This window comes from Arthrobacter sp. B0316-1-20, assembly GCF_059091865.1.
Genome location: NZ_JBNHHC010000009.1, coordinates 231,475 through 244,015, shown reverse-complemented (window position 1 = coordinate 244,015; position 12,541 = coordinate 231,475). Strand labels below are relative to the sequence as shown.

Genomic DNA, 12,541 nt, shown 5'->3' with positions numbered 1-12,541 from the left:
ATGACCATGACCGCTGGCCGAATCGAAGGCCCCGCAGGCATAGTGCGGGAAGATCAGCGCTCCCAACCCGCCACTGTTGCTGAACTCGTCGGCGAGACCCTGGCCCAATTGGGGGTCGGCCACGTTTTTGGCGTGGTTGGCAGCGGAAACTTCGCGATGACAAACGCGCTGCGCCGCAGTGGAGTGCCGTTCACCGCGGCACGCCACGAAGGCGGGGCAGCAAGCATGGCCGATGCTTACGGCCGCATGTCCGGCAGGGTCGGAGTGGTGTCCACGCATCAAGGTTGCGGATTGACCAACACCATCACCGGGGTAGGGGAAGCCGCCAAGAGCCGGACCCCGATGATCGTGTTGACGGCTGACACCGCCGCGTCCGCCGTGCGCTCCAACTTCAAGATCGACCAGGACGGCCTGGCCCGCAGCGTCGGCGCGGTGGCCGAACGGGTTCACTCGGCACACAGCGCCGTCGCCGACACCGTCCGTGCCTACCGCACCGCCATCAACGAACGCCGGACAGTTGTGCTGTCCGTGCCTACCGATATCCAAGCGGCGGCCGCGGAGTCCGGCGGGGTACACGAAATCCGCCAGGCTGCGGGGCAGCAGCCTATTCGACCCAGTGCCGACGCGGTGCGGCGGTTGGCTGAGTTGATTCGCGCCGCACGTCGGCCGGTCTTCGTCGCTGGGCGGGGCGGTCGCGGTGCTGGGCCGCAGATCGCGGCGCTGGCCGAGGCCGCCGGGGCCTTGGTGGCGACGTCCGCCGTCGCCCACGGGCTGTTCAACGACGAGCCGTTCAGTCTGGGCATCTCAGGCGGCTTTTCCTCCCCCTTCACAGCCGAGACCATTGCCGGGGCCGACCTGATCGTCGCTTGGGGGTGTGCCCTGAACATGTGGACGATGAGGCAAGGTTCGCTGATCGGTGCGGGCACCAAGGTGGTGCAGGTAGATCTCGAAAACTCGGCGCTCGGTGCCAATCGCCCGATTGACGCAGGGGTTGTGGGGGACTGCGCCGAGACGGCCAGCGCCGTGCTGGATCACCTGCAGGCCGCCAACTACCGCGCAGTCGGGATGCGCACACCGGAGATGGCCGCCCGGATCGCCGCCGAGGCGCGCTGGAACACGGTGGCCATCCAGGACCTGTCAACCGAAGACAGAATCGATCCACGCATCCTCAGCCGGGAAATGGACAAAATACTGCCCGCGGAACGAATTGTCTCGATCGATTCCGGCAACTTCATGGGGTACCCCAGCAGCTACCTCTCAGTGCCGGATGAAAACGGCTTCTGCTTCACCCAGGCGTTCCAATCCATCGGTCTGGGGCTGGCCACGGCCATCGGCGCTGCCATCGCCCGGCCCGACCGGTTGCCCGTCCTGGGTGTGGGCGACGGCGGCTTCCTGATGGGGATTTCCGAATTGGAAACTGCGGTCCGCCTACGAATTCCCTTGGTGGTCATTGTCTACAACGACTCAGCCTACGGTGCTGAAGTCCATCATTTCGACGCCGACGAGCAGGACCTTGAGGTGGTGCGCTTCCCGCTGGTCGACCTTGCGTCTATTGCCCGCGGCTACGGTGCGGAAGCGTTGACCGTCAGCAGTGAAGCCGACCTTGCGGCTGTAACGAATTGGCTCGAAGGTCCGCGCGACCGGCCGCTCGTCATCGATGCCCGCATCGCATCCGACGGCGGGGCATGGTGGTTGGCGGAAGCGTTCAAGGGACACTGACCCGCCATTCGCCGCCCGGGGACGTGTAGCGACGGCGGGGACGGGCAGATGCCCGGCTCCCGCCGTTGCAGCAAGCTCAAACATGAGGGGTGCCGCCCCGGTGGGACGGCACCCCTCATGGCTGTCCGCAGGTTAGGCGGCGGGCTCTTCGACGACGGGCTCTTCGATGATCGGGTCTTCAACAACCGGCTGTGCGGCGGCGAGCTGCGCCTCGTAGGCGTCGGCAACGGCCTGGTAGGCAGTGCGGGCTTCGTTGACGAGCACGCGGTTCTTGACGCGGAGGTCCTTCAGGGCAGCGGTCTCGGCTGCGCGAAGGTTCTTGACCTGCAGCTGCGCGGCTTTCACTGCCTTGCCCTTGGCAAGCTTCGCCTTCTTGGACACGGCCTTCAGCTCGGCGGCTGCGGTGGCGCGGGCCTGCTGTTCGGTGGTGCGGGCATTATTCTGCGCTGCCTTGAAGGCGGCCTTGGCGGCTTTGACGTCGGCCTCGGTCACGACCGGCTCGGCGCTGACGGGTGCGGTGATAACCGGTTCGGTGACGGGCTCAAGGCTAGCGGCGGACGCGGCGGTGGCGCTTCCACCGGCCAGGAGGGCGGCTGCGAGGAAGCCGGCGGCGATCTTGCGGATTGCAGTCATGTGTACTCCGTGTTCGGATGAGGTGGCCGGGCCCAGTGCCCGCCACCCTTCGAAACTAACGAGTCCGACCGCCGCAAACGCCCTCCTTGCGGCTAACCTGCCGAAACGTTGCCGCAGCTTTCCAAAACCTGCGTCTTTAGTGGGACGAGACGTATCTGAAGCGATTGAAACCTGCCTTTAGGAGGGAGGCAGGCCGCGCCGTCGTCCATCTTGCGGAGCACTACGAACACGCGGGGCGAACTGCACTTAGGAGGCTGGCTGGGCAGGCGAGGACACGCCAAAGGCCGGACCTACAGGCGCCAGCCCCTAAAGCTAGGATGTGGCCATGCTGGAAGGTTCATTCCTGGCGGCCGATGCCGCCCGCGCCGGGGCTCTTCACGCCCTGGAGATTCTCGATACCCCTCGCGAAGAGCGTTTCGATCGGATAGTCCGGGCAGCACGGGCAGTCTTTGATGTGCCAATGGTAGCCATGAACTTCATCGACACCGACCGGCAATGGACCAAGGCGGAAGCAGGTCTGCCCGGCCTGGAAAACACGCCGCTGGACGAAGCAATCTGCTGGCACACGGTCCGGAGCGACGATGTTTTGGTCGTGCCCGACGCGTCGTCAGATGAACGGTTTAGCAACTATCCGTTTGTAGCCTCGGAGCCTAATATTCGCTTTTATGCCGGACAGCCGCTGAGGGCCTCGGGCGGCGAACCTGTCGGTTCGCTGTGCCTCCTGGATACGAAGCCGCGGCTCCTCAGCGACAATGAAGCCCAGCTGCTGGCCGAGATGGGGCGGTGGGTGGAGCAGGAGTTGGAGCTGCAGCGGGAGCTGGACCACGCGGCCGAGGTGCAGCGCGTACTCTTGCCGCACACCGCTCCGGATCTTCCGGGATACCAGCTCGCTGGCCGGTGCGTGGCGTCCCGGACGCTGAGCGGCGACTTCTTCTACTGGCACGCGTTGCCGGACGGAAAGCTCCAGCTGCACGTGGTGGATGTGATGGGCAAGGGAATTCCGGCCGCGCTGATTGCGGCATCGCTTCGGGCCACTTTGGCGGGTGCGGCCCGGTTCAGCGACCAAGGGCAGGCATTTCACCGGGCGGCGGTCGCGTCTGAACAGCTGCTTTTCGACTCAGGATCTTTCGGCACCGTCTTTTCGGCGCGCCTTGATCCGTCCACCGGGGGGATTGATTATGTGGATGCCGGACACGGGCTGGCGTTCGTGTTCAGCGCCGGAGGATACCGTCGGCTGCACCGTTCCGGGCCTCCCATGGGAGTGCTCCCCGACCAGCAGTGGGACGTCCACAGCACGGCCTTAGAGTCTGGGGAGACCCTGGTGGTGGTGTCAGACGGGTTCCTCGATTTCTTTGCGACGTTGGAAGAAACGCTCGAGCAGGCGCTGGCGGCCGGGATCGTCGCCTTGCCGCCGGAGGAGCTTGTTGACCGGGCCGTTGCCTACGCCGGGAGTAGGGGGCACGAGGACGACATCACCGTCGTCGCGCTCCGGCGGGAATAAGACGACCCTGGGCTCGGGATTCCGGGACGGGAATGGTGTGGTCTTATGTACCGCGAGGTGCATTTGATGTGCTCGATTGGTTCCGATAGCGTTACGCCGCACGTGCCGTAGATAGTAATGCCGCTGCTCTTCCCTTCTCGCCTTCTTTCACTGGAAAGTCCTCCCATGCGTCTGGTGTTAAACGTTTTAATGGTTCCGGTCCTGGTCGCACTCGCGCTGATGTCCGGCGGAATTGCCCCGGCGCAGGCAGCCACGGCCGCGATAACTCTCAGTCCCTCATCCGGACCGGCAGGCACCTCCATCACGGTGACCGGGACAGGCTTTCCCAAGAAGTCCTCCGGAACAATCACGGGAGGAACAGAGCCTGTCCCCTTCCTCTCAAGTGCCTCGGGATACTTCCGTACCACGCTGGTTATCCCTGCAACCGAGCAGGCAACCCTCTCCATCGAGGCCAAGGCCGGCGTCGCCCGCGCCTCGGCTCCCTTCACGCTCACGTACAGCAGCCCCTCGGTGACGCAGGAGGAACCGGCACCGCCACAGCAGTCTCCCGCCCCCACCGCGCCAGCGATCAGCAAGGCGCCGCTTCGCTTCGGCCTGGGAACGCCGGGCGGACCGCTGGCTTCGGCCGAACTGGACGCAGCGGCTGCCCTGGTTGGCGAAGCACCGTCGATCATCCTCTCCTACAAGGACTTCAACCAAGCCCCGCCCATCACCGAATTGGAAGCGGTCCGCGCCCGCGGGGCTCTCACCCTGCTGACCTGGGAGCCGTGGACCTGGGGCGGAGGCACTCAACAGCCCGCCTACTCGCTCGACCGGATCACCGCCGGAGACTTCGACCCCTACCTCCGCGAGTGGGGTACCGCGCTGGCTAAGTGGGGCCACCCCGTGATGCTGCGCTTCGGCCACGAGATGAACGGCAACTGGTACCCCTGGTCCGAGGGCATCAACGGCAACACCGCCGGGGAGTACGCCGCCGCTTGGCGGCACGTCCACGATGTCGTCTCTTCCACCGGCGCCCAAAACATTACCTGGGTCTGGAACCCGAACGTCCCCTACGCCGGATCTACCGTCTTGGATGGTCTCTACCCGGGGGCGGGATACGTGGATGCGGTTGCCCTCGACGGCTACAACTGGGGAACCTCTACCGCTTGGAGCACCTGGACCCCGCCGTGGGCGCTTTTCGCCGATGGGCTCGGACAACTCCGGTCGCTGGCCCCGGGGAAGCCCATCCTCATCGCCGAAACATCCTCCGCCGAAGATGGCGGCTCCAAGGCGGCCTGGAATAAGGACCTTGTCTACTACCTGTCCCAGCAGCCCGACATCACCGCGCTGGTCTGGTTCCATTACAACAAGGAAACCGACTGGCGCATCAACAGCAGCAAGGCTTCTGCCGCGGCGCTCGCCGAAGCCCTCGCCGCCCGGCCGAAATAACGGCACGCCTGGCACCCTGCCTCGGTGTTCCGCCGCTCGTTACCGGGTCATCGAGCGGTGGGATTCGGGCAGCTTCACCTTCTTCGCGCCCTTGAGTGCGCCGTCCATGGTTTCCTTCCAGACCGGGGCGGCGACTTCGGAGCCGGTCAGGTCTGTGTAGGTCTTGCCGTAGGCCTTGACGCGTTTGAGCGGGTACTCGGCACCGCCGCGCGGGTCGCCGAGCCAGACGGCGGCCGTGAGCTGCGGGGTGCCGCCCACAATCCAGTTGGCGGCGAAGTCGTTCGTTGTTCCGGTCTTGGCTCCGGCCTCCCGGTTTCCCTTGAGTTCGATGCGCGGCCCCAGGGTTCCTCTCGGGTTGAAGGGTTCCTTGAGCACGTCGGCAACGGTGTCCGCGACAGCGGGTTTGATGGCGCGGTGGCAATCCGGGTCCGGAACCGGCAACTCCTTCTTCGTGTCGGTCTTGACTGCCTTGATGATGGTGACCGGTTTGCAGACCGTCCCGTTGCTCATGAAGGCGGCGTAGGCGCTGGCCATTTGCAGCGGCGTGACTTCGTAGGCGCCGAGGGCCAGCGAACCTTCCCTGCCGCTGAGCTTGTCGGGGTTAATGGAGGTGATGCCCAGCTTGTTGGCCATCTTTGCCGCGTTGATGACGCCGACGCGCTCGACCAGCTTGATGAAGTAGATGTTCACCGAGGCCCGAATGGCCTGGTACGCGTTGATGACTCCGTAGTCGACGTTGTCGTAGTTGATGTACCCGCCCTTCGGGTTGTCCAGTTTCGGTGAGCGGTAGGGGCCATCCGCCCGGAACTTTTGGGAGGTGGGGATGCCCTGCGTGAGCGCCGTCGCGAGCACGATCGGCTTCATGGCCGACCCGACCTGGAAGGCGTGCCGGACGTAGACAACCTGGGTCTTGCCTTTGCCCTTGCCCCAGGCGCGGTTCTGCGCGATGGCGGCCACGTGGCCGGTTCCCGGTCGGACGACGGCGGTCCCTAGTGCCGCGCGGTTGTTGTTGCCCAGCGCCCTCTCCACGGCTTTTTGCGATGCGTCGGCAGCCTTCCGGTCCAAGGCGGTGGTCAAGGTCAGGCCGCCCACGTTGAAGCGCTGCTCTCGGATTTCGGGGGTCTTGCCGAAGGCCGGGTTGGACAGGAGTTCTTCGCGGGCCGCCTCGCAGTAGAACGGATACTTGGACCCGCCGCACCCCGATGGCACCTCGCCGCGCTTCACGCCCAGCGGGGCCTCGCGGGCGGCCTGCGCTTCGTCGGCCGGCAGTACTCCCTGCTTTTCCAGCACATCCAGCACGGTGTTGCGCCGCTCCGTGGCGGCTTCGGGGTTGGCGAACGGGTCGAAAGCCGTGGGCGCCTTGAGCAGCCCCACCAACAGGGCCGACTGTGCATAGTCGAGTTTGGCCGCCGGCGTGCTGAAGTAGTAGCGGGCCGCGGCCTCCACGCCGTAGGCACGGTTCCCGAAATAGACGGCGTTCAGGTAGCGCGTGAGGATCTCGTCCTTGGGCAACTGCTTTTCCAAGGCGACGGCATACTTCATTTCCCGGAGCTTGGCGTTGTAGGTGTTGCCCACAGCGACCTTGTCTTCCTCTTCGTTCCGCGCGTGGTTGACCAGCAGGTTTTGGACCAACTGCTGGGTCAGGGTGGAAGCGCCCTGGACCTCGCTGTTGGTGGCGTTATGCATCAGTGCCCGGGCGATGCCCAGCGGGTCTACGCCGCCGTGTTCGTAGAAGCGGGCGTCCTCCGTGCTGATCAGTGTTTTCTTGAAGGCCTCCGACACCTCGTCCAGCTCAACATCCACACGGTTCTCGCTGGCGAACCGAGCGAATTCCTTGCCGTCCTTGTCCAGCAAAACCGTGTGCTGGGCCAACGGGCGATCCAGCGGCAGGTCGGTCGGCAGCTCTTGCCACATGTCCAGGACCGAATTGCCGACGGCGGACACGCCCACCGCCGCGGGTGCGACGATCGCCCCGGCCCCCAAGGCCGCGACGGCAACGCTCACCACCCACAAGTCGAGGCGCCGACGCCGGAGCTTTTTCTTCGGACGACGGGCAGACGCCATCAATTCGTCGAAGTCGACCTGTTGAAACCTGTTTCGTCGAAAGGGCCACATGATGCGTTGTGCGGGAAATCCACGTGACGGATGCATCCACGCGCAGCCTCCAGGCGGGGCGTTGGGGAGCATTTCCTGACGAGGGTTTCCACACCCCTCCTTCCCCGCAGTGGAGCAGTAGAGAAAATGGTAGAAGCTCAAAACCCCCTTCGGTAGGGGCCGGCCTACCCTGTTTTGGCCAGGGGAGAGGCGCCGGCGCGGAGGGCTGCTACAGGATGGCCGCGGCGCCGGATAGGGTGGCCACGAACAGCCATTTTTGACCGAAGGAGAAACATGCAACGCGACGTGCAGACTGGTTTCGCGGACCAACAGACCGGTGGGCGCCCGCCGGCGGTGGCCACCGTGCAGATCGACAACGACCGGGTGACGGTCACGGAGTGGCGGTTTCCTCCCGGCGCGGAAACCGGTTGGCACGTCCATCCCGTGGACTATGTTGTGGTCCCCATGAGCACCGGTACCCTGACCTTGGAGACCAGCGAGGGGGCGTCGGCCAGCCAGCTGACCGCCGGCGTTTCCTACACGCGCACGGCTGGCAGCGAACACAACGTTGTCAACGAGTCCGACGACGACTTTGTGTTCGTCGAGATCGAGCTCAAGTAGGCGCTTGGCAGGCCCGCCGACGGCGATTTAGCCGGTAACCACCTGTGCGTCGATGAGGACGGGGCCGCTGGCCGCGAGTGCTTTTTGGTAGGCGGCTTCGAATTCTTCGCGGGTGGTGGTGCGTTCGGCGGCGACGCCGTAGCCCTCGGCGATGGAGACGAAGTCGATGCCGCCGAGTTTCAGGCCGGGGACGTCGGGCACGCCCATGCGCTGGGCAAAGCCGGCGAGGGCGCCGTAGCTGGAGTTGTTCACGATGACGAACACGGTGCGCGTCTGCCGCCGGGCCGCGGTGTAGAGCGCGGTGATGCCGTAGTTGGCGGAGCCATCGCCCACCGTCGCGACGATGGTCTTCTCCGGGGCGCCCAGGGACATGCCCACGGCTGCTGGCAGGCCGAAGCCCAGCCCGCCGGAGGCGGGGAAGTGGTACATGCCCGGGCGGTCGAGGGCGATGCGTTCCAGGTAGTCCAGGTCCAGGGTGGTGGTCTCGTTGACGTAGGCGACGGTGGCGTTGACGTGGGTGTTAAGGACTTCGAGGATTTCGGTGCCGGTCATGCCGTCCGGCGAGGTCTTGGCCGCCGGCAGCTCCCGGGTGCCCGGCTCACCGCGCCGATGGCCCCGGTCCCTCACCCCGGCGGCCAGCGCCTTGGCCGCGCCTGCCACATCGGCGACGACGGACCGGCCGAACGGCGCCCGGGTCGCCTCGCGCGGGTCCTGGGTCAGCTGGATGACGCGGGTGCCGGGCTCGAGGTAGTTGCTCGGCTCCCAGCGGTGGTAGCGGAAAACGGCGGCGCCGAGGACCAGCACGACGTCGTGGCCGGCCAAGCGGTCGCGCACCGACTGGATGCCCGGGACGATCACGCCCTCGAAGTTCGGGTGGGTGGTCGGGAACGGACCGCGCGAGGGCGAGGGCGCGACGAAGACGGAGGCGCCGGTTTTCTCCGCCAGCGACACGACGGCGTCGAACACGGCCGGGTCCTCGACCGCGGCGGCGTCCACCTGCGGGCCGACGACAAGCGCAAGCCTTTTCGCGCCGTCGATCGCCGCGACCAGTTCCCGGGCCAGGTCCTCGGTGAGGCCGCCGGCCGTGGCGACCGAGCGCTCGGTGAGCAGGACGTCGTCGTCGAGGGCGGCCTCGGCCCAGTCATCGAGGGGGACCGAGACGTAGACCGGCCCGCGCGGCTGGGTGCAGGTTTCGAACACGGCCTGGGACAGGGTGCGCGGCACATCGGCGGCGGCCAGCGGTTCGTGCGAGTACTTGACGAGCGGGGCCGGCAGGGCAGCGGCGTCGGCGCTGGCGAGCATCACTTCCTGGCCGACGGTACGCCGGACCTGCTGGCCGGCGAGGATGACCATCGGGATGTGCCCGTAGTGGGCGTTGGTCAGGGCGCCCATGGCGTTGCCCGACCCGGAGGCGGCATGCAGGTTCACCAGCGCGGGCCGGCCCGTGGCACGGGCGTAGCCCTCGGCCATGCCCACGACCACCTGCTCGTGCAATCCGAGAACGAAGTCGAAACCCCCGCCAAGGCCGGCGAGGAACGGAAGCTCGTTCGACCCGGGATTGCCGAAAATCGTGGTCATCCCGTGCGCGCGGAACAGCTCCAGCGTCGCCTCGAGAACCGTCTTCCTCTTGACCGTCACTCCTGCTCCTCCAACTTCGCGCACCCGGCGGTCGGTACCGTGACCGGCCGCGCCGGCCCGACGTCGTGCCCTTGGACGCAGCCTATGTGCAGCGAATCACTAAATCCAACAGTCGCCGGGTTTCCCGGAAAGCCTGCTCCCGCCGTCGGCAGCGGTCATGTGCAGGCGAGCGGCAACGCGACGTCCCGGACGCGATAGCGTGGACCCAGGATGGTCCGGGCGGTTCGGACCCGAAAGGAGCAGCATAATGTCCATCGTCGTCATTAACGCGCTCAAGGTCCCCGAGGGCTCGGGCACCGAACTGGAGGCGCGCTTCGCCGCACGCAAGCACGCCGTCGACTCCGCTCCGGGGTTCGAGGGCTTCCAGCTGCTGCGTCCGGTCGCGGGCGAAGAGCGCTACTTCGTGTACACCCAGTGGGCCACCCGTGAGGACTTCGAGAACTGGCGCGACAACCGTGCGCCGCGGGATCACGGCTCGAAGACCCCCGTGGCCAGTGGGTCGGAGCTGCTCGAGTTCGAGGTTGTTGAGCTCGCCGACTGACAACAGTGGTTGGCCAGCCGCGCTCCGGGTCACAGGACTTGCGGCTGGCGCATCCGGACAAGTCCCGTGATGCCGCCGAGGACGAGGAGGCCCGCGGCCAAGGCGGCCAGCACAACGGGCGGCAAGGCCCCGTAAGCCACTCCAAAGCCGGCGGACCCCAGCGCCTGTCCGATGGCCAATGCGATGAAGAGCCACGAAGTCCCTGCTCCGGCACTCTGAGGCCAAACGCTGCGCGCCCAGAGAATGAGCACGCCGGACAGGCTCATGTAGCCGGCACCGAAAACGGCCATGCCGGCATAAGCGACCCAAGTGCTGCCGGAGGCTACCGATATTGAGACTCCTAAGCTGGCGACGGCCAGGACGCTGGCAGAAAAGCACCATGCGGCCCGCAGGCCCATGCGCCTGGCCAAGGCTCCCGTGAGTACGCCGAGGACCCCACCCAGGCCCAAGGCGATCCACAGCCATCCGGCCTGAGCGGCAGCAACGGAACCGGCTTCCGTAACCAGCAACGGTCCAAACGTCCAGATCAAGGCCGAGCCGGCTCCTGCAATGACCGCGGCCCCGGCCGGGACGAGGAGAACGTGCCCCGGTCCATGGCGACGTTCGGGGCTCAAAGCCGCTGCAGCGGCTGGGAGGCCAGAGGTACCCGGATTAGCACGAGCCCGGACGGGATACCACGCCGCGACCGCCGCCGCCGCGCAGACCAGCGCCATGAGCACCCATGCCCCGGCAATCGAAGCGGCCATTGAGGCGACCATGCCGGCTCCCACCACGCCGACCGCCGTTCCCGAGTTCACCAGGGACTGTGCTGTCGCACTGGTGCGGCGTGCAACGAGCGCGTCGATAACCGGCACCAATGCGGGCGAGGCGAAGCCCCCGCCCATGCCGCCGACGAATACAGCCGCCACGAACATGCCCGGCGCTGAGGCAACAGCCACCCCCAAGCAGCCGACGGCGGCAGTGCCTCCGGCGAGAAGAAGTCCGGCCCGAGGAGCGCGGTCGACGAAGCGGGCGGCCGCCACGGCGGCTATCGAATAGGAGGTGAACTGTGCAGCCGCAGCCCATCCCAGCACCTCGGTAAGTTCCGGCCGCTGTGCGGCCAAGAGCGGGGCGAAGAGGCCGACCCCGAACCGGGCCATGCCATACGTGGCCGCGATCAACAGCATTCCGGCCAGCGCCACGCCAAGGCCGGAGCCGGCTCGACGACCCACCGTGGTTCTGCCCATGGTCCGGCACCTCCCAGCACATAACGCCCGTTAGACCACAGCGAGCGTTACACAGATGGTAACCGACCGTCTGGGCGCGGCTCGCGCAGGAAGCCGGGCGCCCCGACCCGGACGCCGTCGCGGCCCGGTGCAACCCGCCCGGTCATAGGAGCAAGCTTCCGTTATCGTTAGGGCATGCCCGAGATGCCGGAAGTGCAGGGACTCGTCGACTTCCTGCGGCTGAAGCTCATCCCGCCCGACGCCCCGCCGGCCCGGGTGGCCAAGGTCGAAGTGCTGTCCTTCTCCGTGCTGAAAACGGCGGACGTCCCGCCGGAGACGATGGGAGCCGAGCCGGTGTCCGCGGTCTCGCGCCGCGGCAAGTTCATCGTCATCACCGCCGGGCAGACGCACGTGGTGATGCACCTGGCCAAGGCCGGCTGGCTCCGCTGGTCGGATGCCCTGAAGCCCGAACCCCTGCGGCCCAGCAAGGGTCCCATTGCGCTGCGCGTGCGGTTCGTCGCGACCGACGGCGCCGGTCAGCCCGGGTTCGACCTGACCGAAGCCGGCACCAAGAAATCACTGGCCGCCTACGTGGTCAAGGACCCGATGGAGGTCCCGGGCATCGCCCGCCTCGGACCCGACGCGCTCGACGTCGACCACGCGGCGTTCGCGCGGATGCTCGCCTCCCACTCGGGACAGCTTAAGGGCCTGCTGCGGGACCAGTCGGCGATCGCGGGCATCGGGAACGCCTACAGCGACGAGATCCTGCACGCGGCGAAGCTCTCCCCGTTCGCCAACGCCTCGAAGCTGGATGCAGAAGACGTGGAGCGCCTGTTTTGGGCGATGCACCAGGTTCTCGAGTCGGCCATCGCCCACGCCTCCGGCCGTCCGGCCAGCGAGCTGAAGGATTCCAAGCGCAAGGCCATGCGCGTGCACGCCCGCACCGGTGAGCCCTGCCCGGTGTGCGGGGACACGGTCCGGGAAGTGTCCTTCGCGGATTCCTCGCTGCAGTACTGTCCCAGCTGCCAGACCGGCGGGAAGCTGCTGGCGGACCGGCGGATGTCCAAGTTCCTCAAGTGAACTGAAAAGCAGCGGGTGGCGGAAACAGTGTTTGCTCCCGCCACCCGGACTGTCTCGGCGGACACCCGCGCCCACTAC

At 66.7% G+C, this 12,541-nt stretch carries 10 protein-coding genes; 6 read left to right on the top strand and 4 right to left on the bottom strand.

The features are described 5' to 3' along the window. Positions 1-6: 6 nt before the first annotated feature. Complete coding sequence (locus tag AC5RW2_RS17130) at positions 7-1,719, top strand: thiamine pyrophosphate-binding protein (RefSeq protein ID WP_494025737.1); 1,713 nt, start codon at positions 7-9, stop codon at positions 1,717-1,719. 132 nt (positions 1,720-1,851) lie between these two features. Here AC5RW2_RS17130 and AC5RW2_RS17125 read toward each other — a convergent pair whose 3' ends face one another. Continuing rightward, entirely contained in the window at positions 1,852-2,352 is a 501-nt protein-coding gene (locus AC5RW2_RS17125; protein WP_494074290.1) for a hypothetical protein, read from the bottom strand. A gap of 325 nt (positions 2,353-2,677) precedes the next feature. On the opposite strand from AC5RW2_RS17125, the gene AC5RW2_RS17120 reads away from it, so the two are divergent. Both AC5RW2_RS17120 and AC5RW2_RS17115 read left to right on the top strand, forming a co-directional pair. Continuing rightward, positions 2,678-3,853, top strand: a complete 1,176-nt coding sequence (locus AC5RW2_RS17120) for a PP2C family protein-serine/threonine phosphatase (RefSeq protein WP_494024737.1) — start codon at positions 2,678-2,680, stop codon at positions 3,851-3,853. Between the two features lie 165 nt (positions 3,854-4,018). Beyond that, positions 4,019-5,284 carry a glycosyl hydrolase gene (locus tag AC5RW2_RS17115; RefSeq protein ID WP_494024736.1) on the top strand — a complete coding sequence of 422 codons (1,266 nt, stop codon included), beginning with the start codon at positions 4,019-4,021 and terminating at the stop codon, positions 5,282-5,284. A 39-nt stretch (positions 5,285-5,323) separates the two neighbouring features. On the opposite strand, the gene AC5RW2_RS17110 is transcribed toward AC5RW2_RS17115, so the two are convergent. Beyond that, entirely contained in the window at positions 5,324-7,288 is a 1,965-nt protein-coding gene (locus tag AC5RW2_RS17110) for a transglycosylase domain-containing protein (RefSeq protein ID WP_494024735.1), read from the bottom strand. A gap of 384 nt (positions 7,289-7,672) precedes the next feature. Here AC5RW2_RS17110 and AC5RW2_RS17105 point away from each other — a divergent pair, with 384 nt between their 5' ends. Next, entirely contained in the window at positions 7,673-7,999 is a 327-nt protein-coding gene (locus tag AC5RW2_RS17105) for a cupin domain-containing protein (protein ID WP_494013176.1), read from the top strand. A gap of 27 nt (positions 8,000-8,026) precedes the next feature. Here AC5RW2_RS17105 and mdlC read toward each other — a convergent pair whose 3' ends face one another. Beyond that, a complete protein-coding gene (gene mdlC, locus AC5RW2_RS17100) occupies positions 8,027-9,637 on the bottom strand; it encodes a benzoylformate decarboxylase (protein ID WP_494074289.1) in 1,611 nt (536 codons plus the stop codon). A 247-nt stretch (positions 9,638-9,884) separates the two neighbouring features. Here mdlC and AC5RW2_RS17095 point away from each other — a divergent pair, with 247 nt between their 5' ends. Continuing rightward, positions 9,885-10,178: an antibiotic biosynthesis monooxygenase family protein gene (locus AC5RW2_RS17095; RefSeq protein ID WP_494013174.1), complete on the top strand. Its 294-nt coding sequence runs from the start codon at positions 9,885-9,887 to the stop codon at positions 10,176-10,178. 29 nt (positions 10,179-10,207) lie between these two features. Here AC5RW2_RS17095 and AC5RW2_RS17090 read toward each other — a convergent pair whose 3' ends face one another. Then, positions 10,208-11,404: an MFS transporter gene (locus AC5RW2_RS17090; protein WP_494024733.1), complete on the bottom strand. Its 1,197-nt coding sequence runs from the start codon at positions 11,402-11,404 to the stop codon at positions 10,208-10,210. Between the two features lie 174 nt (positions 11,405-11,578). Here AC5RW2_RS17090 and AC5RW2_RS17085 point away from each other — a divergent pair, with 174 nt between their 5' ends. After that, a complete protein-coding gene (locus tag AC5RW2_RS17085; RefSeq protein WP_494074288.1) occupies positions 11,579-12,463 on the top strand; it encodes a DNA-formamidopyrimidine glycosylase family protein in 885 nt (294 codons plus the stop codon). Positions 12,464-12,541: the final 78 nt, after the last annotated feature.

Excerpts from the sequence above, each read along its gene's own strand:
- AC5RW2_RS17130 (WP_494025737.1), top strand. The coding sequence starts at position 7 with ATGACCGCTGGCCGAATCGAAGGCCCCGCAGGCATAGTGCGGGAAGAT.
- AC5RW2_RS17125 (WP_494074290.1), bottom strand. The coding sequence starts at position 2,352 with ATGACTGCAATCCGCAAGATCGCCGCCGGCTTCCTCGCAGCCGCCCTC.
- AC5RW2_RS17120 (WP_494024737.1), top strand. The coding sequence starts at position 2,678 with ATGCTGGAAGGTTCATTCCTGGCGGCCGATGCCGCCCGCGCCGGGGCT.
- AC5RW2_RS17115 (WP_494024736.1), top strand. The coding sequence starts at position 4,019 with ATGCGTCTGGTGTTAAACGTTTTAATGGTTCCGGTCCTGGTCGCACTC.
- AC5RW2_RS17105 (WP_494013176.1), top strand. The coding sequence starts at position 7,673 with ATGCAACGCGACGTGCAGACTGGTTTCGCGGACCAACAGACCGGTGGG.
- AC5RW2_RS17095 (WP_494013174.1), top strand. The coding sequence starts at position 9,885 with ATGTCCATCGTCGTCATTAACGCGCTCAAGGTCCCCGAGGGCTCGGGC.
- AC5RW2_RS17090 (WP_494024733.1), bottom strand. The coding sequence starts at position 11,404 with ATGGGCAGAACCACGGTGGGTCGTCGAGCCGGCTCCGGCCTTGGCGTG.
- AC5RW2_RS17085 (WP_494074288.1), top strand. The coding sequence starts at position 11,579 with ATGCCCGAGATGCCGGAAGTGCAGGGACTCGTCGACTTCCTGCGGCTG.